The sequence below is a fragment of the Streptomyces sp. NPDC032721 genome, assembly GCF_055579625.1.
The window spans coordinates 30988-51207 of record NZ_JBVIMX010000021.1 but is presented as its reverse complement, the minus strand read 5'-3'; the positions used below and the strand labels follow the sequence as shown (position 1 = coordinate 51207).

Sequence of the window (20220 nt, the reverse complement as noted above, 5' to 3'; positions counted from 1 at the left end):
CCAGCTTTTTGGCGACCAGGGTCTCTCCCTTGTTCCCCCCTTCCCCCGTGTGCCCTTTGTCCCTTTGGGTGGCGCCGGCCCCGGTGTTCACCCCGGCACTGCCCCCGGTACAGGAGCCGGTGACCGCATTCGCCACCGCGCCGTCGTCACGGCTGCGGGGCACTGCGGAACCGGCGGGCCCCGCGGAAGGTGCCGAACGCGCCGGGCGTGCGGCCCCGTTGGTCTTCGGCCCTTCCTCCGCCGCACGCGCCATCGCCTTGCGCTGACGCGGCGGCACCGGGTCCTCCCCGCGCTTGATCCGCGCACGGACGTCCCAGACGGTGGAGATGGAGATACGGGCTTCCTGCGCTATCACCCGCAGCGGCATCTCGGGGCTGCGGATGAGCAGCTTGTGGGCGCGCAGCCGGCCGACGGCTCCGTCGAGCGGCCGGACCCGGCCGTCCTTGCCCAGCCTGCTGTTCGACTGCGGGTTCTCCTCGGTCGAACGCCTGCGCACCCCCGCGACCGTCTTGGCCGTGACGCCCACCGCATCCGCGATGACCCGGTCCGACCAGTGCGGATGCGTTCCGATGATGCGTCGGGCGGCCGCCGTGCGCTCGGCGGTCAACAGCGGAAGTCCATGGGTGATGTTCGACCGTACGGCGAGGACGAACGCGTCCTTGGCGTCCCCCTCGAAGTACCGGACATCGATGTCCGTCTCGCCGCGCAGCTGCGCCGCCCGCACCCGGTGCGTGCCGTCGATGACCCGCATGGTCTCGCGGTGCACGAGTATCGGGGGTAACTCGGCGTCGGTTCCCGCCAGCAGGCGTACGTGCTCCTCGCTGGTGCGCGTCAGCCGCGGCGAGTCGGCCATCCGGAGTGCTTGTACGGGGACTCTTTCCACCGGGGACTCCGGCAGCAGACCGGCCCAGCGCGACTGCTCCGCGCCGCCCGGTGCCTCCTGGATGCCGTCGGTCGAACTGTTCTGAAGTGGACTCCCCATGGCCTCTCCCCCGCGTGTCCCGATGTCCCGGTACTGGCATCCTTCCATCGCTTCGCGCGCGCCACACCCTACGAAAGGACGAGAGGAGGGGTAGTCAAGTGACTGAGCCGGGCCACGCTCCAAGGGAGTCATGCCCCACCACACCGGACCGGCTATCCTAGGAAAACCGCTGGTCAAAGCGGTGCCCAAGCGCGCTCACCGGCGGCGGAACGAATCGCTCCGGGCAGCCGGGCGGCGGCTTGGCCCCGCCCCGGGAGCCGGGCGGTGTGGGCCGATTAGGCCGTTCCCAGACGTAAATCGGCCTGAATGAGGCGTTCGTACGCCGGACGGCACTCTGTCCCCCGACCATGTTCTGCGTCGTAGCGACGTCGTGGGAGGGCACATGGGCAAGCAGGTCAAGTGCAAGTCGACCAGGACCGTGACCGGGAAGCCGTGCCAGAAGCCGGCGATGATCGGGTACTCCCGCTGCCAGAAGCACCGCGGGGAGTGGACGCCGCCGCAGAAGCGGAAGCAGAAGAAGCGCTGACCGAGGGGCCTGGGGTGGGGCTAGCCCCCCTTCCGATCGGCAGGGTCACACCATCCTCTTCGGGGCCCGGTTCCGGGATCGTTCTCGGTGACAGCACAGAACGTTGCGAGACGTCCCCACCGCGATGATTCGAGGCCCCGCCATGACCGCCACCGCCACCGCCACCACCGACTTCCGCACCCCGTCCGTCGGTTTCCTGCACGGGCCGTTCGCCTCGGCGACGTACCGGGAGATCGGCTACACGCTCACCTCGCTGCCGGTGGCGATCGTCGGATTCGTCTTCGCGGTGACGATGTTCTCGCTCGGCGCCGGGCTCGCGGTGACCGTGCTGGGGCTGCCGGTGCTGGCGGGAACCCTCGCCGCGGCGCGCGGGCTCGGGGCCGCCGAGCGCGGGCGGGCCAGGCACGGGCTCGGGCTGTACGTGGAGGGCCCCGGCCCGGTGGCGGACGACGACGGGCGGACCGGGTTCTGGGCGGCGATGTCGCGGCGGCTGACGGACTCGGCCGGGTGGAAGTCGCTGCTGTTCCAGGTCCTGATGTTCCCGTGGCGGGTGCTGAGCTTCGTGCTCTCGGTGACGTTCCTGACCGTGGGCTGGGTGGTCGCGCTGCTGCCCGCGTACAACTGGGTCTTCCCCCGGTTCGTGGACGGCTGGGCGGGCTACCGGGTCTTCGACTACACCTCGGGCGGTGTGCACCACGTCTACGAGATCACCTCGGCGACCCAGCTCGCGGCCGTGTCGCTGCTCGGCCTCGTGATCGTCTTCCTCACCCCGAAGCTGGTCCGCGCGCTGACGAACGTGGACCGGGCGGCGGTCCGGGGGCTGCTCGGGCGGTGAGCCCGTACCGTCATCGCGCCCGTCGCGTCGCGGGACAGACGCAGCAAGCGGGGCCCGTACCGGATCAACTCCGGTACGGGCCCCGCTCGTTGCCTTGCTCACTCAGTCAGGCGAGCATCAGCCCTGCTGGTCCGCCTTGCGACGGCGTACGACGAAGACCGCACCCGCGCCCAGGACGATCGCGGCACCGGCCGCGAGGCCGATCTGCGAGGTGCCGGAGGAACCGGTCGAGGCCAGGTTGCCGGAGGCGTCCGTGGTGACGGGGGTGGTGCCCGCGCCGCCCTGCGGGACCGGCACCTGGGTGGCGTCCTTCACCTTGGCGGGCTTGGAGTCGTCGACCTTGCCGGGCTTGCTGCCCGCGGCGAGGATCGAGAAGGCGTACTCCTTGAGGTCGTTGCCGCCGCAGGAGCCGTTGTCGTTCCAGTAGTCGCCGGCGATGAAGGCGATGCCGTCGGCGGCCGGGGTCTTCTTGTCGATGATCAGCCGCAGCTTCAGGTCGGCGGAGGCGCCGGCCTTCAGGTGGGTGATGGTGCCCGCGTACTCGTTGTCCTTGACGTCCTTGAAGGAGTTCGAGCCCGCCGGGGCCGACTGGAGGCGCAGCAGTCCGCTGATGTCCTTGTAGTCGCTGGCGGCGGTGCCGGCGCCGTAGACCGTGGCGAACGGCTTGACCTCGTCGATCTCCTTGCCGGTGCCGTTGGTCACCCGGAGCGTGAAGTCGACCGTGGTGCCCGCGACGACCTTGGACGGCAGGCCGTTCAGGGTCGTGGAGAGCGCCTCGTCCAGCTTGCACTCCTCGTCGACCGGCGGCTCGGTCGGGTCGACCGGCGGCTTGGTGGGGTCGACGGGGGGCTTGGTCGGGTCGACCGGCGGCTTGCTCGGGTCGGGCTTGGCCGCCTCGGCCTTCGCGTCGGCGAGTGCCTTGTCGGCGGCGGCCTTGGTGGCCTTGGCGTTGGCGACGGCGCCTTCCGCGGAGTGCAGCGCGCGGAACGCGTCGACCCGGGAGTCGTCGGACGCCTTGACGGCGGCCTGGTAGGCGCCGTCGGCCTCGGTCTTGGCGATGGCCTTGGCGGCGACGTCCGCCTCGGCGTCCGTGACGGCCTTCTCGGCGGCGGTCTTGGCCTCGGCGGGGGCGTCGGCGGGCAGCGCGGCGAGCGCGGCCTTCGCGTCGACGAGGGTCTTGTCCGCGGCGGCCTTCGCCGTACCTGCGGCCTCGGCGGTCTTCTTCGCCTCGTCGGCCTTCACCTTGAGCGGTGCGGTGGCCGACGTGGCGGCCTCGACGGCGGCGGTGGCGGCGGTGTGGGCGGCGACGGCGTCGTCGTACGCCTTCTTCGCGTCGGCGGCGGCCTTCGCCAGCGCCTCCAGCTGGGCCGGGGTCGGCTTGGCCTTCTGGCCCTGGACCTGGGCGCTCGGCGTCGGGTCGGCGGCGAACGCCGAACCGGCCGAGAGGAGGACGACGGGCGTGGTGACGGCGGCGGCAACAGCCGTCGCGAGCATGCGGCGAATTTTCACGCGAGCCCTTATCTGGGAGGAACGAGAAAACGAACGAAAAGAAAAAGCAGAAGGGGCGAGCCGCCGCGGAGCCCTGCCTCACGCGGGCGACTGCCCCGAGATCGTATGGCCGGAACACGAGCCGAAGAAGGGAGATTTTGCCGCCCGTAGGCCCGGCACCTTGATAAAGGGAAGGTAAAACGGGACATTATGGGGCAGTTGCCCATGGTTCCGATGTTTTCTCTGTGATCTAATTCATAGCCAATACGCAGGATGGGCACAGTGAACACACCGCATTCACAGGGCGGCGGACTTCCCCCGCGGAATCGCGGCCTTCGCGAGCCGCATCTCGGGCCGCGTCTCGGGCAGATTCCGCGCCACCTCCGCCGCCGTACGCGCGAAGGCCCGCAGCGCCGGTGTCTCGTCGCCCGCCCGCCACACCAGACCGTGCCCGACCGGCGCCGCGTCGTCGAGGGGTACGTAGGCCACGCCCGGCCTCCGGTAGTACGTCGCCGCGTGCGCGGGCGCGAGCAGGGCGCCCTTTCCGGCCGCCACCAGCACCAGCGCCTCCTGCATGTTGGTCACCGCGGGGCCGCGCGGGATCTCCCGCCCGGCGGGCGTACGCGTCGGCGCCAGGTATTCCTGCCAGTAATCCGGGAGCGTGCCGGTGGCGAGGACGGGCATCAGCGGGACGTCCGCCAGGTCTTCCAGCGAAAGGGAAGTACGGGCGGCCAGGGGATGCCCGGCGGTGACGGCGAGGACGCGTTCCTCGGTGAGCAGCGGCCCCTTGCTCGTACCCAAATCGGCTTCACGGGAGGGGAATTCCGTCAGCTGGACGTCGAATTGCCCGCTGCGCAACGATCCGTACGGGTCGGAAAGCGGAATTTCGCAGATTTCGACCGCCATTTCCGGATGGATTTCCCGTAGCGCATCTGCCGCTTTCAGGACGATTTCCCCGCCGAGCGGGCTGGAGAACCCGACGAGCAGCGTCGACTCGATCCCGCGCGCGGTCTCCACCGCCCTGACCAGCGCCGCGTCGATGGCCCGGTGGTGCGGCTCCAGGTCGGCGCGCAACTGCCTGCCGAGGGCGGTGAGCCCGACCCGGCGGCTGGTCCGTACGAAGAGGGGCGCGCCGACCCGGCGCTCCAGCCGCTGCACCAACTGGCTGACGCGGGCGCGGGAGAGCCGCATGCGGTCGGCGGTACGGCCGAAGTGGAGTTCGTCGGCGAGGAGGAGGAAGCACTCCAGTTCGTCGCGTTCCATCGTGCGTGCACCTCGGATGCGTCGGTATCGGTAAGCCCAGTTGAACGAACGTTGCGTTCTTCGCCGTTGTTCCGCCCCTGGCCCCGGACGAGGGTTGCCGCATGACCGAGCAACCTTCCGCACCCACCGCTTCAGGCATCCCCGGCTCCGGCATGACCGGCATGACGCTCCGCCAGTGGGGCGTCCTCCTCGTCCTCTGCGGCGCGATCTTCCTCGAAGGCATCGACATCGGCATGCTCAATGTCGCACTGCCCACCATCCGTACCGAACTCGGCCTGGAGACAGGTGAGTTGCAGTGGGTCGTGAGTGCGTACGTGCTCGGCTACGGCGGCTTCATGCTGCTCGGCGGACGGGCCGCCGACCTGCTGGGCCGACGCCGGATGTTCGTGCTCGCGCTCGCCGTCTTCATCGGCTTCTCCGGACTCGGCGGGTTCGCCACCGAGAGCTGGATGCTGCTCGTCTCGCGCTTCGTGACCGGCGTGTCGGCCGCCTTCATGACCCCGGCGGGGCTGTCCATCATCACCACCGGGTTCACCGAAGGGCCGCAGCGCACCCGGGCGTTGCTCTTCTACTCCGGCACCGGCGCGGCCGGATTCACGGTCGGCCTGGTGGCGGGCGGGCTGCTCACCTCGTTCGGCTGGCGCTGGGTGTTCTTCGCGCCCGTCGTGCTGGCGACGGTGATCCTCGTCGCGGCGCTCACCCTCGTACCGAAGACCGCCAGGCCCGACCGGACGGGGCAGCGGATGGACCTCGCGGGCAGTGCGGTGCTCACCACCGCGATCGTGCTGCTGGTGCTCGGCGTCGAGCGGGCCCCGCACGCGGGGGCGGCGGTCACGGTCGTGACGATCGGCGGCGCGCTCGCCCTGCTGGCCGTGTTCACCGTGGTCGAGCGCCGCCTGGAACGCCGTGGGGCGATGCCTCTCGTACGGCTCGGAATCCTCCGCTCCGCCTCGCTGATCAGGGCGAACGTCTCCGCGATGCTCTTCGTGGGCGGCTTCTTCGCCTTCCAGTTCCTGGTGGTGCTCTACCTCCAGGAGGTACGCGAGTGGTCCACCCTCACCACCAGCCTCACGATGCTCGCCACCGGCCTCGACGTCATCCTGGCCCCGACGCTGACCCCGCTCCTGGTGGCCCGGTTCGGCAACGCCCGGGTGATCCTCGGCGGACTGCTCTCGGCGGTCCTGGCGTACGCGCTCTTCCTGCCGCTCGGCGCCGACTGGGCGTACTTCGCGATGCTGCCGAGCCTGGTGCTGGTCGGCATCGCCTTCGCGCTGGCGTACGGCCCGCTGACGATCGCCGCGACGGAGGGCATCGCGGCGAAGGAACAGGGCCTGGCGGGCGGTCTGCTCTACACGAGCTCGCAGTTCGGTGCCGCCCTCGGCCTGTCGACCGCGAGCGCGGTCAACGTCGCCGCCACGCACGGCACTTCGACGGCCGCCCTCCTGGAGGGCTACCGCTCTGCCCTGTGGGTGCCGCTGGTGGCGGTGGTCCTGGCGGCCCTGGTCACCGGCTTCGGCCTGAGGCGTCGCGCAGCGGTACGGGGACACGGGACGGGCGGCTCCGTCGCGGGAGCACCGGCCACGGCACCGGGCACCGCACTCGACCCGCAGGCGGCCCAGGCCCCGGCCCAGGCCCCTGCCGCGGCTCCGACCCCGGCCACGACCCCGGCTACGACCCCTGCCCGCCACTGACCTCGCACCCCAACTCCCGGCACACACCCCCCGAGTGACACAAGAGCTCCATTCGGCCGCCTGCCCACGCCGCTGCGCTCACATCCCTCCACACTCGGTCACACGAGTTATGGCACAAGCATTCCCATAATCCTCGCGAGTCGCTAGTTTCCCCTCACATTTGTTCGCACCGAGAGGATCCCTGTGAACGCTTCATCCCGCAGTCGCAGAGCCATGGCCGCCGTCGCGTCCCTGGCCATCGCCACCCCGCTCCTGCTCGCCGCCGCCTCTCCGGCCACCGCGCAGCGCGCCGGGTCCGATCCGGCCAAGGACGCCGCCAAGCTGGCGAAGAAGCTGGTGCAGGATTCGTCCGGCGAGGGCGCCTACCAGCACCTGAAGCAGTTCCAGGCCATCGCGGACTCGGCCGGCGGCAACCGCGCCGCGGGCTCGCTGGGGCACGACGCGTCGGGGGCGTACGTCTTCAGCCTGCTGAAGAAGGCGGGCTACGACGTCCACTACGAGACGTTCGACTTCACGTACATCGAGACGCAGCACGAGACGCTCAAGGTGGTCTCGCCCGCGCCCCGGGACGTGAACATCATCGCGATGTCGTACACGAAATCCACGCCCGCCGGTGGCCTGAACGCGCCCCTCGCCGCCGTCCCGCTGGACGACACCACCGGTTGCGAGGCCGCCGACTACGCGGCCGGGTTCACCGGGAAGGTCGCGCTGATCAAGCGCGGCGGCTGCTCGTTCGCCCAGAAGCAGGCCACCGCCGCGGCGGCGGGCGCCGTGGGCGCGGTGATCTACAACAACGTGGACGGCGCCCTCAACGGCACCCTCAACTCCCCCGAGGAAGGCAAGATCCCCACCGGCGGCATCACCCAGGCCGACGGCGTGGCACTGGCCGCCGAGCTGGCCAAGGGCCCGGTGAACATCAACCTCGACATCCGCCAGCTCCAGCAGAAGAAGACCACCCGCAACGTCATCGCCGAGACCAAGGCGGGCAACGCCGCCAACACCGTGATGCTCGGTGCCCACCTGGACTCCGTCGCCGACGGCCCCGGCATCAACGACAACGCCTCAGGATCGGCCGGCCTGATCGAGGTCGCCCTCAAGCTGGCCAAGGCCACCAAGGAGGGCAAGAAGCCCGCCAACAAGGTGCGCTTCGCCTGGTGGTCGGCGGAGGAGCTGGGCCTGCTCGGCGCCAAGGACTACGTCGCCAAGCTCGCCCCCGACAAGCTCAAGCAGATCAAGCTCTACCTGAACTTCGACATGATCGCCTCGCCGAACTTCGGTCAGTTCGTGTACGACGGCGACAACTCGGACGGCGTCGGCGCGGGCGCGGGCCCGGAGGGCTCCGCCCAACTGGAGAAGGGCATCAACGACTTCCTCGACAGCCGGAACTTCCCGCACGAGGGAACGGACTTCGACGGCCGCTCGGACTACGGCCCGTTCATCGCGGTCGGCGTCCCGTCGGGCGGTACGTTCACCGGCGCCGAGGGCGTCAAGACCGCCGCCCAGGCCGCCAAGTTCGGCGGCACGGCGGGCGTCGCGTACGACAAGTGCTACCACTCCAAGTGCGACGACCTCTCCAACGTCAACAAGAAGGCGCTGGACATCAACGTCGACGTGATCGCCCACTCGGTCGGCATCTACGCCCACGACCTCTCGTCGCTGACCAAGCCGGTCGTCTCGAAGCCGACCACCGGCGGCGACAGCGGCACCGGCGGCATGCACGGCCACGACGACGCCCTGAAGTCGTAACGGTCACAGCCCCGTTGGAGGGTGGCGCGGTCCCGCACAGCCCGGGCCGCGCCACCCTCCCCTTAATTCCACCATACGGAAACACCTTTCCGCCTGTCGGTACTATGATCACTGCCTGCACCACCGCAGTGACCACACACGCCCCAGGAGGACCCCATGAGCGAGAGCCGCGTCGCCCTGATCACCGGATCGTCGTCGGGCATCGGTGCCGCCATCGCCAGACGGCTCGCCTCGGAGGGCCTGCGCATCGTCCTCAACTCGGCGCGCAGCGAGGCCGCGGGCCTGGAGCTGGCGGCCGAACTCCCGGACGCCGTCTACGTGAAGGGCGATGTGTCCGACGCCCAGGACGTCCAGCGGATCGCGCGGTGCGCGATCGACACCTACGGGCGGCTGGACGTGCTCGTGAACAACGCCGGCACCACCCGGTTCATCCCGCTCGACAACCTGGAGGCCGCCGACGCCGAGGTCTGGCGGGAGATCTTCGAGGTCAATGTGATCGGCGCCTGGCAGATGATCACGGCCGCCACCCCGTACCTGCGGGACTCCGGGGCCGCGTCCATCGTCAACATCTCGTCGGTCTCCGGCTCCCGGGCCATGGGGAGTTCCGTCCCGTACGCCGTCAGCAAGGCGTCGCTGAACCACATGACCCGGCTGCTGGCCGCCCAGCTCGGCCCCGCGATCCGGGTGAACGCCGTCGCCCCCGGCCTCATCGACACCCCCTGGTACCAGGACGCCGAACAGGCCTGGGAGAGCTCCCGGGAGTGGATCACCGCCCACACCCCGCTGCGCCGGGTGGGCACGCCCGAGGACGTGGCCGAGGCGGCGCTCTACCTGGTCAACGGCGCCGCCTACACGACCGGCGAGGTACTGACCGTGGACGGCGGCCGCCACCTCGTCTGACCGGCCGCCGCGCCGTCCCGTGCCCTCCCGCGCCGTCCCGTCCCTCAGGCAGCCAGGCCCAGCGCCAGCGCCCCCACCACCGGTGCCGCGTACACCAGCGGGAACGGGATGTGCGCGTACCAGCGGGCCCGGACCACGGTGACCACCGCACCGGTGAAGTACAGGACCAGGGCGACGGCGGCCACCGTCCCGACCACCGGCAGGAACAGCCCCGCCAGCAGCCCCAGCGCCCCCAGCGCCTTCGCCGTGCCGAGCCACGGCATCCAGGCCTGCGGCACGCCGTAGTCCTTCATCGGCTCGACCGCCCACTTGGCACCCAGCAGTGCCGAGGCCGCCGAGAAGGCGGTCATGGCGGCGGCTACGGCGGTGACGACGACATGGGTGGTCGACATGGCAGGACTCCTCATCAGGCGTGTCCGGGACGGATCCGGTCCGCTCCGGGGGCCCTTCCGGGCCCGTCACCCCTATGACGCGCGGGCCGGCGGAAGTGTGACCGCCTCCCGCGAAGGAATTCCGGAGCGCGCCGGACACAGGTCGAAGTGGCTGATGCGGCAGGTGTCGGCCGGTATCGCCGACCCCAGGTTGACCGCCGTACCGTCCCCCGCGATCCGCCACCGCTTCCCCGCCGGTACGGACCCCACCGCCCGCTCCCCCGGTTCGATCAGGATCCACTTCCCGCGCACCGTGCGGTGCCACTCCGCCGACGCACCGCACCTCTTGCACGACGTACCGCCGGCCGGCGCACGCGGATCGGGCACCGCCCGCAACTGCCTTGCCGCCGAACCCAGTTCGATGGCGGTGCTCGCCAGCACCTCCGCGAGCTGCACCGGCTCCCGCCCGCCGTCGGCCCGCTCGCAGGACGCGCACACCACGCGGCCCAGCACCGATCGCCACCTGCCGTGCGGCCCGCCGCACGCGTCACATCCGTACGAAGCAATCATGACCCCCACCCGCAAACCACGTCGTTTACAGCTGACACCCAGAATGCTTCCACAGGGGTCTGACAATCACTCCTGACGCCGCCATCCCCGCAGGTCAGGCCCCTCCAGCCGGGCTCCTCGACCCTCCTGACAACTCCACGAACCACTCCCGTCCCAACACCGCCGCGAACACCCGCACCGGCATCCGCACCAGCGCCCGGAACGCCCCCGCACTGCCGCCCGTCCCCCACACCTGCGACCGGTGCGCCGCCAGCGCGGCCTGTTTCCGGGCCGCGTAGCGCCGCCCGTCGATCGCGTGCGTGATCGCGGAGCGCGGCGTGTACGTGACCTTCAGCTGCGCCGACCGCCAAGCCCCCGGCTTCAGCAGTACGCCGGGGCGCCGCAGCAGCGCGGACAGCCGGAGCACCCTGATCGGCGCCCTGCGCGCGATGGCCGCCACCAACACCCTTCGTACGCCCGCCAGTTCGGCCGCCCGTACGCCCACCTCATGGGCCCGCACATGGTCCCGGTGCCCGTACCCGCCCGCCGCGTCGTGCGTCACCAGCAGGGCCGCGTGCTCCTCCCGCAGCACCGCCGCCAGCCGCTCGGCCGCCTCGTCGAACGGCGCCCGCATGAAGCGCACCCGGTCCGGCGGGTCCGGGTAGAGGTCCCGGCCGTGCCCACTGTCCGCATACCCGAGGTGTACGACCCGGGAGGCACGCAATTCCCTTGCAGCGGACCGCAGTTCGGTGATGCGGTGGGGTTCGCCGGGCCCGGCGGGACCCATCTCCCCGTCGGTCGCGGTCACGAGCACCACCCGGTGCCCCTCGGCCGCCGTACGGGCCAGGGTCGCCCCGGCGTGCAGGACCTCGTCGTCGGGATGCGCGAAGAAAGCCACCAAAGTTGCCATGCCACCGGAGTGAACCACCAGGGCCCTGATTCACGTCAGACACTGTGGACGGCTTTATGCGGACCCTACCGACCGGCACAGACCAAAGTCGTTCCGCCGACGACTGTCGGCCGATACCTCCCGGAGCGCCCGGTTACTAGGCTCCGAACCTGACCGGCCAGGACCACCGGTCACTCCAGCCACCGACCGACCCGCGGGGGACACAGAAATGAGCGACCACACACCGTCGAACTCGACGCACGCGCCGGACGCGACGCACGCGAAGCACAGCACCCACGCGACCGTGCTGGGCTACCCCCGCACCCGCCTCCTGCGCATCCTCCTCGGCTTCCCCGCCCTGGGCCTGGCCCTCGGGTTCGCGCTGCCGCCGGTCGCCCGCCGGCTGGACGGGATGTCGGTGCTGCCGCTTCGCAACGTGTTCGCGTTCGTCGGTGACATGGAGGCCACCTGGCAGACCGTGTCGTTCGCCTCGGCCGTGACGCTGCTCGGGCTGCTCGCCGCGTTCGTCGCCGTGGCCGACTCGGTGAAGGTGACGGTCGACGACGACACGCTGGGCATCGAGTTCGGCGACCGGCAGAAGCCGCTGTCGCTGCGCAGGGAGCGGGTGGCCGCCGTGTTCGTCGAAGGCAAGGACCTCGTCGTACTGGACTCGGCGGGCCGGCCGCTGGCCCTCGCCCCGCACCGCGCGTCCCGCGCCGCCCTCGCGCAGGCGTTCCGCGCGCACGGCTACCCGTGGCGCGACTCCCGCGCGCAGGCGGGCCCGGCCGCTCGTACCGCCGAAGCGGCAGTCGCCGCCGCTGCCGCTGCCGTCGCCGCTCAGTCCTCCGCGAGCGCTTCCGCGACCGCCTCCGCACCCCTGTCGGCCTCCGCCGCGTAACCCCGCGCCCACGCCGTCAGCAGCGCCTCGAACTCCCGCGCCGCCGCGCTCCGGTAGGCCGACTCGCGGCACAGCAATGCCGCCGTCCGCACCGGCAGCGCGGGTTCGACCGGTACCCGCCGCAGCCGCTCCTGCCCGGCGGCGATGGGCTCCGGGAGCACGGTCACCGGACCGCCCCGCCCGACCACTTCCGCCAGCACGCCGATCGAGTTCGCGGCGAGGGCGACGGCGGGCCGCACCCCGTTCTCCCGCAGGTACGCGTCAATGTGGCGGCGGGTCGCGAAGTCCCCGCTGAGCAGCGCCAGCCGCTGCCCGGCCAGCTCGCCCACACGCACCGGATCCGCCGCGTCCCCCCGCTCCGCCCACGCGTGCCCTGCCCCCACCACCAGTGCCAGCGCCTCCTCGAAGAGCGGCACCGCCACCACTCCCGCCGCGCCGCGCTCCCCCGCGAAGGCGATGCCCAGGTCCAGCCGGTCCGCGAGGAGTTCGGCCTCGATACGGTCCTGGGTCAGCTCGCTCACCTCGACGGTGATGCCGGGGTGGCGGGCATGGAAGTCCGCGACCAGCGGCCCCACCAGGTACGTCGTGAAGGTCGGCGTCATCGCCACCCGCAGCGTCCCGCGCGACAGGTCCCCCACGTCCAGCACCGCCCGCTCGCCGGCCGCCAGGTCCTGGAGCGCACGGCGCGCGTACGCCACGTAGGCCTCGCCCGCGTCCGTCAGCCGCACTGACCGCCCCGACCGGTCGAGCAATTGCACCTTCAGCCCCCGCTCCAGCTGCTTGACCTGCTGGGACAGCGTCGGCTGCGAGATGTGCAGGGCCTCGGCGGCGCGGGTGAAGCTGGCGTGCTCGGCGACGGCGAGCAGATAGCGGAGATGCCGGAGTTCCAGAGCCATGCCGCCAACTATAGATGAGCTCAATAAAAGGTATCGAAACCAACTCTTGGACTCTATAGACCCAGGTCATGCATGGTGAATCCAAGGCACCGGACCGTCCGGTCCGGCCGTAAGGAGTGCTCACATGGAACTGGAACTCTCAGCAGGAATCACGCGCTTCCGGCGCGAGGCCTTCCCGCCCAGAGCCGAGCTCTTCCGCCGGCTGGCCACCACCCACGCCCCGGACGCCCTGTTCATCGGGTGCTCAGACGCCCGGGTCGTACCGGAGCTGATCACGCAGCGGGAGCCCGGCGAGCTGTTCGTGATCCGTACGGCAGGAAACCTCGTCCCGCCGTACGGGCAGAACGCGGACGGCATCGCCGCCAGCATCGAGTACGCGGTGAACGCCCTGGGGGTCGCCGACATCGTCGTCTGCGGCCACTCCGCCTGCGGCGCGATGACGGCGCTGGCCTCCGGCACCGACATGTCGTCGCTGCCCGCCACCGCCAACTGGCTGCGCCACGCGGACGCCTCCCAGGCCCTGCTCGACGCCACGGCCCCGGACTCGGCCTCCTCCGAGGACCGCCTCTCCACCCTCATCCGCCACAACGTCGCCACCCAGCTCACCAACCTCCGCACCCACCCCTCGGTGGCCCGCGCCCTGGCCCGCCAGGCACTCACCCTCCACGGCTGGATCTACGACATCGGCTCCGGCCACATCACCAAGACCACTGACCACTGACCACTCACTCACTCACTGAACGGATCTCCCATGAACCACCTCCACGCCCAGGCCGACCAGTCCTCGCGCCAGCAGCTGACCCTCACGGCCATCGAGGCCAAGACCCGCCGCGACCTCTCCTGGAAGGAGATCGCCGAACCGACCGGCCTCTCCGTCGCCTTCGTGACGGCGGCCCTGCTCGGCCAGCACCCGCTGCCGGCGGACGCCGCCCGCACGGTCGCGAACCTGCTCGGCCTCGACGACGATGCCGTACTCCTCCTCCAGACCGTCCCGATGCGAGGCAGCATCGTCGGCAACGGCGGCATCCCCACCGACCCGACCATCTACCGCTTCTACGAGATGCTCCAGGTCTACGGCACCACCCTGAAGGCCCTGGTCCACGAGGAGTTCGGCGACGGCATCATCTCCGCCATCAACTTCAAGCTGAACGTGGAAAAAGTCGCCGACCCCGAAGGCGGCCACCGAGCCGTCATCACCCTGAACGGCAAATACCTCCCCACCAAGCCCTTCTAATCCCCCCCCGCCCCCTCGGACGCGGGGCTACGCCCCCGAGCCCCCTTGGGCGGCGGGGCCGCCCCCCGGGGGCGGAACGGGCGGGCAAGGGGGCGGCCCCCGGCGGAGCCGCACCCCTCGCCCCTGCCCCAGCTCCGCCATGGCCCCCGCTCCACTCACGAGTGGTCCGCTGCGCGGGGCTTCACCCCACCCCGCCCCTTCCCGAAACCGGGGCTCCGCCCCGGACCCCGGGCCCGTGTGGGCGGGCAGGGGGTGGGTGGGTTGCCGGGGCTGCGCCCCGGGCCCCGGGGTGGCAGCCCGGTTGGGGTGGGTGGGGGAGGTGCGGGTGCGTCGTGGCTGGCCGCGCAGTTCCCCGCGCCCCTAACGGGGCGCACCCCCGCGCGGGGGTGGGCGGGGACGCGGTACCCCTGCGAGGAGGGAGCTGGTCGCGCCCGCGCGGCGGAGCCGCACAGCGTTACAGCCCCGCGCCCCTGAAGGGGCGCACCCCTGCGCGGGGGTGGGTGGGGGCGAGGTACCCCTGTGAGGGGGGAGCTGGTCGTGCCCGCGCGGCGGAGCCGCACAGTGTCACAGCCCCGCGCCCCTGACGGGGCGGTCAGGAACGACGGACCCCATCCAAGGTGGGTGGGGCACGCAAGGCCGACCGCGACCGCGCGGCACGTTGCACGACCGGTCAGGCCCACCTTCCTCCGCCCCCGGAACTCATCGCCGCCGCCGCGAAGTCCCGAAGATCGATCGGCTGATCTCCCGCCCCAGCTGCGTCCCGATCGACCGCGCCAGCGACTTGAACATCCCGCTCCCCACCACCTGCTCCACCAGCGACGGGTCGTCCCTCTCCGCCTTCTCCGGCGCGGCCGCCGCCTCCGCCTCCGACGCCACCTGCAACTTCTCGTACGCCGACTCCCGGTCCACCGCATCCGCGTACCGCCCGTACAGCAGCGACGCCTTGACCGCCCGGTCCAGCACCTCCTCCCCCACCGGACCCATCAGCGACTCCGGCGCCCTCAGCCGGGTGGCCGCCACCGGGGTCGGCGCGCCTGTCTCGCTCAGCACCGTGACCACCGCCTCGCCCGTCCCGAGCGCGGTCAGCAGTTCCTCCAGGTCGTACGGCGAGTGCGGGAAGGTCTTCACGGTCGCCTTCAGCGCCTTCGCGTCGTCCGGGGTGAACGCCCGCAGCGCGTGCTGCACCCGGTTGCCGAGCTGGGCCAGCACATCCGCCGGCACGTCCTTCGGCGTCTGCGTCACGAAGAAGATGCCGACCCCTTTCGAGCGAATCAGCCGCACGGTCTGCGTGATCGACTCCAGGAAGGCCTTCGACGCCCCGCTGAACAGCAGATGGGCCTCGTCGAAGAAGAAGACCAGCTTGGGCCGGTCGAGATCGCCCACCTCGGGAAGGTCGTTGAAGAGGTCGGCGAGCAGCCACATCAGGAAGGTCGAGAAGAGCTGCGGCTTCTGCTGTACGGCGGGCAGCTCCAGCACCGACACCAGCCCGCGCCCGTCCGGCGCCTGCCGCAGCAGCTCGCTCGTGTCGAACTCCGGCTCCCCGAAGAACTCCCCCGCCCCCTGCTGCTCGAAGGCGGTCAGCGCCCGCAGGATCACCCCCGCCGTCACCGAGGACAGCCCGCCGATCCCCTTCAGCTCGGGCTTGCCCACGTCCGACGTCAGGAAGGCGACCACCGCTCGCAGGTCCTTCAGATCCACCAGCTCCAGGCCCTTGGAGTCCGCGTAGTGGAAGATCAGGCCGAGCGACTGCTCCTGCGTCTGGTTGAGCTGGAGGACCTTCGCCAGGAGTACGGGGCCGAAACTGGTCACCGTCGCCCGCAGCGGAATGCCGGGGCCGATCCCGCCCAGTGCGTAGAACTCGCACGGGAAACCCCGCCCCTCCCACTCCTGCCCGACCGCCGCCGCCCGCTCCCGGACCTTCTCGCTGTCCTCGCCCGGCGCGGAGATGCCCGAGACGTCGCCCTTGATGTCGGCGAGGAAGACGGGGACGCCCTGCGCGGACAGCTGCTCGGCGATCAGTTGCAGGGTCTTGGTCTTTCCGGTGCCCGTCGCACCCGCGACGAGCCCGTGCCGGTTCAGTACGGCGAGGGGGATGCGGATCTGCGCCCCGGGCAGACAGGTGCCGTCCCACAGCAGCGCACCAAGATCCAGAGCGGGCCCGGTGAAGGCGTACCCGTCCGCAATCGTCGCCGCGGCGTCACTCATGTCACCGGAGGGGGTACTTCCGCTCATCGTTTGCTCCCGTTCTGGCGCTGAATACGACCTTTGCATCCCTGCCTCATGGCTGCGCCCGGAGCCCCATGCCCGGTAGGCTTTCCGTGTGATCTTCAAGCGCATCGGAAACGGCCGGCCGTATCCCGACCACGGCCGGGAAAGCACCCGGCAGTGGGCGGATGTCGCGCCGCGCCCGGTCCGCCTCGATCAGCTCGTCACCACCAAGGGCCAGCTGGATCTAGAGACCCTCCTCGCCGAGGACTCCACCTTCTACGGCGACCTCTTCGCGCACGTCGTGAAGTGGCAGGGCGACCTCTACCTGGAGGACGGACTGCACCGCGCGGTCCGCGCCGCCCTCCAGCAGCGCCAGGTGCTGCACGCCCGCGTCCTCGAACTGGGCTGACCCACCGGGCCCACCCCGACGACCGGTCCGTGACCGAGGGCTTCGTACCTCAATGTCCCATTGACCCTTTCGGGTTGGGCATGGCCGGTCATTGACCCATTCGTTGATCATTTAGTACGCATTGCTGCCGGTCGGCACTACGCTGCGCCCATGAGCATGCTGACTCCCCCCGGCATGGGCGGAAAGTACCGCATCACGGGTAACGCCTACCCTCGGATGCGCCGTCCCCGTAACCGCCGCCGGATCATCCTCCTGGCGACGGCCTGCATCGTCGCCCTGGGCCTGGTCGGCTGGGGAACGCTGCAGCTCATCGACGTCTTCACGGGCGGTGAGAAGAAGGCCGTGGCGGGCGGCAAACAGCCCGACTGCAAGCCCGCGCCGACCACTCCTCCGGTCGCCGCGGGCAAGCTCCCCAAGCCCGCGACGATCAAGGTCAACGTCTACAACGCGACCGCCCGCAGCGGCCTCGCCAGGCAGGTCGGCGACGAGCTGAAGAAGCGCGGCTTCCAGGTCGTGAAGTTCACCAACGCGCCCAAGGAGTACGACAAGAAGGTCAAGGGGGCCGCCCTGCTGGTCGGCGCCCCCAAGTCCCTCGACAGCTCGCTCCCGGTCCTCGGCACGCAGGTCAAGGGCGCCGAGAAGAAGGCCGACACCCGCGCGGGCCAGGACGTCGACCTGATCATCGGCAACGCCTTCAAGTCCCTGGACACGAAGAAGGACGCGGACACGGCCCTGGCCTCCCTGGCCAAGCCCGCACCCGCGCCCTCCGGCGACAAGTGCTGATGACGGACTGCTACTCCGCGGTGCCGTACATCCGGTCGCCCGCGTCGCCCAGACCCGGCACGATGTAGCCGTTCTCGTTGAGCCGCTCGTCGACCGAGGCCGTCACCACCGTCACCGGCGTACCGGCGAGCTCGCGCTCCATCACCTCGACGCCCTCCGGCGCGGCCAGCAGCACGACCGCGGTGACGTCGTCCGCACCGCGCTTGATGAGCTCCTGGATGGCCGCGACCAGCGTGCCGCCGGTCGCCAGCATCGGGTCAAGCACGTACACCTGGCGGCCGGAGAGGTCCTCGGGCATCCGGGTCGCGTACGTCTCCGCCTGGAGGGTCTCCTCGTTGCGGATCATGCCGAGGAAGCCCACTTCGGCGGTCGGCAGCAGCCGGACCATGCCGTCGAGCATGCCCAGACCGGCCCGCAGGATCGGGACGACCAGGGGGCGCGGGTAGGACAGCTTGACGCCCGTGGTCGGGGTGACCGGCGTCTCGATGTCGACCTGTTCGGTGCGCACGTCCCGGGTGGCCTCGTACGCGAGCAGGGTGACCAGCTCGTCGGCGAGGCGACGGAAAGTAGGGGAATCGGTGCGCTTGTCGCGCAGCGTGGTGAGTTTGTGCGCCACCAGCGGGTGGTCGACGACGTGTATCCGCATGTTTCCACAGTAACCGGGCGCGGCCTCCGGCTGCCCGCCGCAGGCCCCCGCACGGCAGCCACCGGCGCTCCGCTCGCATCATCCCGGCGACCGGAGGGAAGGTGAAGACGTATCCATCCGCCTCTTCAGGACGGTGCGGCCCATGACGCAGCAGCCAGAACAGGACACCGCCGGTCAGCAGGCGGCGGAGAGCGACGCGGCCCGCAGGCGACGACGCGCCCAGTTCCTGCGCGAACTGAACGAGGCCAAGGAGCTGCGGGACCGCGTCCAGCCGAGGCGGGCCAGGGCCGCCAGAATGCGCCAGCAGATGCGGATGCGGACCTTCCGTTGGTAGCCCCGACAGCGCTTCTCGGCCACTGCCGAACATCTCACCCACCGGACTGATGCACGACGCAAGAGCGGAAGACCTCTCGCTCGGCCCAGGTTTCTGCCACGATTCCGAGTGGGCGGGGCCGAGCGGAGCACCGCTGAATCGTCACACCTCTGATCAGTGGGAGAGTCACGGTGTACATCGCCGCACTGCTCGCGCGCACCGAAGACGGTTGGCAAGCGAGCGACACAGAGCTCGACGACGTGGAAACCCTGTCGGACCTCGTCGAACTGGCCCGTGAGGGCTCGGTGGACGACGACACTGTCCTCGTCTTCATCGAGCAGGAGGACGCCTGGTTCGGCGTCGTCCGCGTGGAGGACCTGGAGGACCCGCGGATCTACGTCTCCGACGCAGCCGCCGCGGCCCGCTCCAGCTACGGAGAGATCCTCACCAACGAACTGCTCGGCGGGGAGGGCGACGACCTCGCCGCCGACCTGGACTCGCTGGACCTCGACGGCACCGAGGACGGCGAGGACGAGGAGAACAGCGACAACGGCGACCTGGCCGAAGACCTGGGACCCGACCCCGGCACGAAGACCGCCGCCCCGGCGGGCCCGGCGGGCGACCGGCTGATCCTGGCCGACCTGGGCATGAGCGAGAAGGAGCTGCTGGCGCTCGGCGGTGAGGCACTCTCGGAGATCACGGACGCGCTGGGCGCCGCGGAGATCCTGGAGGCAGTCCGCTAGTGCACCACCAGCACCACCAGCACCACCAGCACCCCCGACAACAGCCTCCACAGCAGGACCCGCCGGATCCCCGGGGCCCGGTGGCTCACACCTACGACCTCGTACGGGAGCCGTGGCAGCCGGCCATGGTTCTCGCCCTGGCCGAGGCAGCCGCGGCGGCGGCGGCCGGCGACGTGCCGGTCGGCGCCGTGCTGCTGTCCCCTGCCCGGGAGGTGCTCGCGCTCGGCCACAACGAGCGGGAGCTGCACGGCGACCCGACCGCGCACGCCGAGGTGCTGGCGATCCGGCGGGGGGCCGAGAAGCTGGGGCAGTGGCGGCTGACCGGCTGCACGCTGGTGGTCACCCTGGAGCCGTGCGTGATGTGCGCGGGCGCGATCGTCCAGTCGCGGATCGAGCGGGTCGTGTACGGGGCGCGCGACGAGAAGGCCGGGGCGGCGGGCTCGCTCTGGGACCTCGTGAGGGACCGGCGGCTCAATCACCGGCCCGAGGTGATCGCGGGCGTGCGCGAGGAGGAGTGCGCGGCGCAGCTGTCCGCGTTCTTCCGCGACCGGTAGCGCTGTCCTGCGGCTTATCGGTTTCGGAGCACTGCCCGGCGTGGGCTAGACTCTGTCTCGGTAGCGTGTCCGAGTGGCCTAAGGAGCACGCCTCGAAAGCGTGTGATGGTGCAAGCTATCCGTGGGTTCAAATCCCACCGCTACCGCCATCGGAAAGCCCCCGCCGGATCACCGGCGGGGGCTTTCCTCATGTCCGGCCGCTGCGCCCGCGCCGTACGGTGCCCGCAAAGGCCAGTAGCCCCGGGCTGGGGGAGACCGGGGCTACTGGCGGCACGGGAAAGGGTGAGGCCGGGGGA

Annotated in this window: 22 protein-coding genes and 1 tRNA gene; 14 read left to right on the top strand and 9 right to left on the bottom strand. The window is 70.9% G+C overall.

Features of this window, described 5'->3' with window-relative positions:
• A partial coding sequence (locus tag ACZ5PB_RS34460; RefSeq protein WP_468696731.1) for a ParB/RepB/Spo0J family partition protein occupies positions 1 to 982 on the bottom strand: 982 nt, incomplete at its 3' end.
• A gap of 382 nt (positions 983 to 1364) precedes the next feature.
• Here ACZ5PB_RS34460 and ACZ5PB_RS34455 point away from each other — a divergent pair.
• The gene (locus tag ACZ5PB_RS34455) at positions 1365 to 1508 is read left to right on the top strand and encodes an HGGxSTG domain-containing protein (RefSeq protein WP_468696730.1); all 144 of its coding nucleotides are present in this window, start codon (positions 1365 to 1367) and stop codon (positions 1506 to 1508) included.
• 142 nt (positions 1509 to 1650) lie between these two features.
• Positions 1651 to 2343, top strand: coding sequence for a sensor domain-containing protein (locus tag ACZ5PB_RS34450; RefSeq protein WP_468696728.1), 693 nt, complete (start codon positions 1651 to 1653; stop codon positions 2341 to 2343).
• Positions 2344 to 2460: 117 nt separating this feature from the next.
• Here the strand turns inward: ACZ5PB_RS34450 and ACZ5PB_RS34445 are convergent, their stop codons facing one another.
• Entirely contained in the window at positions 2461 to 3837 is a 1377-nt protein-coding gene (locus ACZ5PB_RS34445) for an LPXTG cell wall anchor domain-containing protein (RefSeq protein WP_468696726.1), read from the bottom strand.
• 291 nt (positions 3838 to 4128) lie between these two features.
• Entirely contained in the window at positions 4129 to 5094 is a 966-nt protein-coding gene (locus tag ACZ5PB_RS34440) for a LysR family transcriptional regulator (protein ID WP_468696725.1), read from the bottom strand.
• A 161-nt stretch (positions 5095 to 5255) separates the two neighbouring features.
• On the opposite strand from ACZ5PB_RS34440, the gene ACZ5PB_RS34435 reads away from it, so the two are divergent.
• From ACZ5PB_RS34435 to ACZ5PB_RS34425, 3 genes are all read left to right on the top strand, one after another.
• Positions 5256 to 6785, top strand: coding sequence for an MFS transporter (locus ACZ5PB_RS34435; RefSeq protein WP_468696865.1), 1530 nt, complete (start codon positions 5256 to 5258; stop codon positions 6783 to 6785).
• A 213-nt stretch (positions 6786 to 6998) separates the two neighbouring features.
• Positions 6999 to 8531, top strand: coding sequence for a M28 family metallopeptidase (locus ACZ5PB_RS34430; RefSeq protein WP_468696864.1), 1533 nt, complete (start codon positions 6999 to 7001; stop codon positions 8529 to 8531).
• Positions 8532 to 8687: 156 nt separating this feature from the next.
• Positions 8688 to 9431, top strand: a complete 744-nt coding sequence (locus ACZ5PB_RS34425) for an SDR family NAD(P)-dependent oxidoreductase (RefSeq protein ID WP_468696723.1) — start codon at positions 8688 to 8690, stop codon at positions 9429 to 9431.
• Between the two features lie 44 nt (positions 9432 to 9475).
• On the opposite strand, the gene ACZ5PB_RS34420 is transcribed toward ACZ5PB_RS34425, so the two are convergent.
• From ACZ5PB_RS34420 to ACZ5PB_RS34410, 3 genes are all read right to left on the bottom strand, one after another.
• Positions 9476 to 9823, bottom strand: coding sequence for a DoxX family protein (locus tag ACZ5PB_RS34420; RefSeq protein WP_468696722.1), 348 nt, complete (start codon positions 9821 to 9823; stop codon positions 9476 to 9478).
• 72 nt (positions 9824 to 9895) lie between these two features.
• The gene (locus ACZ5PB_RS34415; protein WP_468696721.1) at positions 9896 to 10315 is read right to left on the bottom strand and encodes a DUF6083 domain-containing protein; all 420 of its coding nucleotides are present in this window, start codon (positions 10313 to 10315) and stop codon (positions 9896 to 9898) included.
• 151 nt (positions 10316 to 10466) lie between these two features.
• Positions 10467 to 11261, bottom strand: a complete 795-nt coding sequence (locus ACZ5PB_RS34410; RefSeq protein ID WP_468696720.1) for a PIG-L deacetylase family protein — start codon at positions 11259 to 11261, stop codon at positions 10467 to 10469.
• 208 nt (positions 11262 to 11469) lie between these two features.
• Here ACZ5PB_RS34410 and ACZ5PB_RS34405 point away from each other — a divergent pair, with 208 nt between their 5' ends.
• Positions 11470 to 12138, top strand: a complete 669-nt coding sequence (locus ACZ5PB_RS34405; RefSeq protein ID WP_468696718.1) for a YqeB family protein — start codon at positions 11470 to 11472, stop codon at positions 12136 to 12138.
• Here ACZ5PB_RS34405 and cynR read toward each other — a convergent pair.
• Entirely contained in the window at positions 12078 to 13034 is a 957-nt protein-coding gene (gene cynR, locus ACZ5PB_RS34400; RefSeq protein ID WP_468696717.1) for a transcriptional regulator CynR, read from the bottom strand. The two genes, ACZ5PB_RS34405 and cynR, sit on opposite strands and share 61 nt — an antisense overlap.
• 124 nt (positions 13035 to 13158) lie before the next feature.
• Here cynR and ACZ5PB_RS34395 point away from each other — a divergent pair, with 124 nt between their 5' ends.
• Positions 13159 to 13755, top strand: a complete 597-nt coding sequence (locus ACZ5PB_RS34395) for a carbonic anhydrase (protein ID WP_468696715.1) — start codon at positions 13159 to 13161, stop codon at positions 13753 to 13755.
• A 30-nt stretch (positions 13756 to 13785) separates the two neighbouring features.
• Positions 13786 to 14268 carry a cyanase gene (gene cynS / locus ACZ5PB_RS34390; protein ID WP_468696713.1) on the top strand — a complete coding sequence of 161 codons (483 nt, stop codon included), beginning with the start codon at positions 13786 to 13788 and terminating at the stop codon, positions 14266 to 14268.
• Between the two features lie 699 nt (positions 14269 to 14967).
• Here the strand turns inward: cynS and ACZ5PB_RS34385 are convergent.
• Positions 14968 to 16500 (bottom strand): helicase HerA-like domain-containing protein, encoded by a 1533-nt coding sequence (locus ACZ5PB_RS34385; protein WP_468696711.1) that lies wholly within the window; start codon positions 16498 to 16500, stop codon positions 14968 to 14970.
• 88 nt (positions 16501 to 16588) lie between these two features.
• Here ACZ5PB_RS34385 and ACZ5PB_RS34380 point away from each other — a divergent pair, with 88 nt between their 5' ends.
• Together ACZ5PB_RS34380 and ACZ5PB_RS34375 are read left to right on the top strand one after the other, a co-directional pair.
• Positions 16589 to 16885, top strand: coding sequence for a type II toxin-antitoxin system VapB family antitoxin (locus ACZ5PB_RS34380; RefSeq protein WP_003955420.1), 297 nt, complete (start codon positions 16589 to 16591; stop codon positions 16883 to 16885).
• 150 nt (positions 16886 to 17035) lie between these two features.
• Positions 17036 to 17668 carry a LytR C-terminal domain-containing protein gene (locus ACZ5PB_RS34375; protein ID WP_468696709.1) on the top strand — a complete coding sequence of 211 codons (633 nt, stop codon included), beginning with the start codon at positions 17036 to 17038 and terminating at the stop codon, positions 17666 to 17668.
• A gap of 10 nt (positions 17669 to 17678) precedes the next feature.
• Here ACZ5PB_RS34375 and upp read toward each other — a convergent pair whose 3' ends face one another.
• Entirely contained in the window at positions 17679 to 18314 is a 636-nt protein-coding gene (gene upp, locus ACZ5PB_RS34370) for a uracil phosphoribosyltransferase (RefSeq protein WP_189822642.1), read from the bottom strand.
• Positions 18315 to 18456: 142 nt separating this feature from the next.
• On the opposite strand from upp, the gene ACZ5PB_RS34365 reads away from it, so the two are divergent.
• The 4 genes from ACZ5PB_RS34365 (at position 18457) to ACZ5PB_RS34350 (ending at position 20073) form a co-directional block, all read left to right on the top strand.
• Positions 18457 to 18648 carry a hypothetical protein gene (locus tag ACZ5PB_RS34365; protein WP_468696707.1) on the top strand — a complete coding sequence of 64 codons (192 nt, stop codon included), beginning with the start codon at positions 18457 to 18459 and terminating at the stop codon, positions 18646 to 18648.
• A gap of 170 nt (positions 18649 to 18818) precedes the next feature.
• The gene (locus tag ACZ5PB_RS34360) at positions 18819 to 19370 is read left to right on the top strand and encodes a tRNA adenosine deaminase-associated protein (RefSeq protein WP_468696706.1); all 552 of its coding nucleotides are present in this window, start codon (positions 18819 to 18821) and stop codon (positions 19368 to 19370) included.
• A 125-nt stretch (positions 19371 to 19495) separates the two neighbouring features.
• Entirely contained in the window at positions 19496 to 19924 is a 429-nt protein-coding gene (tadA, locus tag ACZ5PB_RS34355) for a tRNA adenosine(34) deaminase TadA (protein WP_468696862.1), read from the top strand.
• A gap of 59 nt (positions 19925 to 19983) precedes the next feature.
• Positions 19984 to 20073, top strand: a tRNA-Ser gene (locus ACZ5PB_RS34350).
• Positions 20074 to 20220: the final 147 nt, after the last annotated feature.

Bases quoted from the DNA above. Each gene is read 5' to 3' on its own strand.
- ACZ5PB_RS34430 (WP_468696864.1), top strand. From the start codon at position 6,999: ATGGCCGCCGTCGCGTCCCTGGCCATCGCCACCCCGCTCCTGCTCGCC.
- ACZ5PB_RS34445 (WP_468696726.1), bottom strand. From the start codon at position 3,837: ATGCTCGCGACGGCTGTTGCCGCCGCCGTCACCACGCCCGTCGTCCTC.
- ACZ5PB_RS34410 (WP_468696720.1), bottom strand. From the start codon at position 11,261: ATGGCAACTTTGGTGGCTTTCTTCGCGCATCCCGACGACGAGGTCCTG.
- ACZ5PB_RS34440 (WP_468696725.1), bottom strand. From the start codon at position 5,094: ATGGAACGCGACGAACTGGAGTGCTTCCTCCTCCTCGCCGACGAACTC.
- ACZ5PB_RS34455 (WP_468696730.1), top strand. From the start codon at position 1,365: ATGGGCAAGCAGGTCAAGTGCAAGTCGACCAGGACCGTGACCGGGAAG.
- tadA (WP_468696862.1), top strand. From the start codon at position 19,496: ATGGTTCTCGCCCTGGCCGAGGCAGCCGCGGCGGCGGCGGCCGGCGAC.
- ACZ5PB_RS34365 (WP_468696707.1), top strand. From the start codon at position 18,457: ATGACGCAGCAGCCAGAACAGGACACCGCCGGTCAGCAGGCGGCGGAG.
- ACZ5PB_RS34385 (WP_468696711.1), bottom strand. From the start codon at position 16,500: ATGAGCGGAAGTACCCCCTCCGGTGACATGAGTGACGCCGCGGCGACG.
- ACZ5PB_RS34425 (WP_468696723.1), top strand. From the start codon at position 8,688: ATGAGCGAGAGCCGCGTCGCCCTGATCACCGGATCGTCGTCGGGCATC.
- ACZ5PB_RS34435 (WP_468696865.1), top strand. From the start codon at position 5,256: ATGACGCTCCGCCAGTGGGGCGTCCTCCTCGTCCTCTGCGGCGCGATC.
- cynS (WP_468696713.1), top strand. From the start codon at position 13,786: ATGAACCACCTCCACGCCCAGGCCGACCAGTCCTCGCGCCAGCAGCTG.
- ACZ5PB_RS34420 (WP_468696722.1), bottom strand. From the start codon at position 9,823: ATGTCGACCACCCATGTCGTCGTCACCGCCGTAGCCGCCGCCATGACC.
- upp (WP_189822642.1), bottom strand. From the start codon at position 18,314: ATGCGGATACACGTCGTCGACCACCCGCTGGTGGCGCACAAACTCACC.
- ACZ5PB_RS34405 (WP_468696718.1), top strand. From the start codon at position 11,470: ATGAGCGACCACACACCGTCGAACTCGACGCACGCGCCGGACGCGACG.
- cynR (WP_468696717.1), bottom strand. From the start codon at position 13,034: ATGGCTCTGGAACTCCGGCATCTCCGCTATCTGCTCGCCGTCGCCGAG.
- ACZ5PB_RS34450 (WP_468696728.1), top strand. From the start codon at position 1,651: ATGACCGCCACCGCCACCGCCACCACCGACTTCCGCACCCCGTCCGTC.
- ACZ5PB_RS34395 (WP_468696715.1), top strand. From the start codon at position 13,159: ATGGAACTGGAACTCTCAGCAGGAATCACGCGCTTCCGGCGCGAGGCC.
- ACZ5PB_RS34375 (WP_468696709.1), top strand. From the start codon at position 17,036: ATGAGCATGCTGACTCCCCCCGGCATGGGCGGAAAGTACCGCATCACG.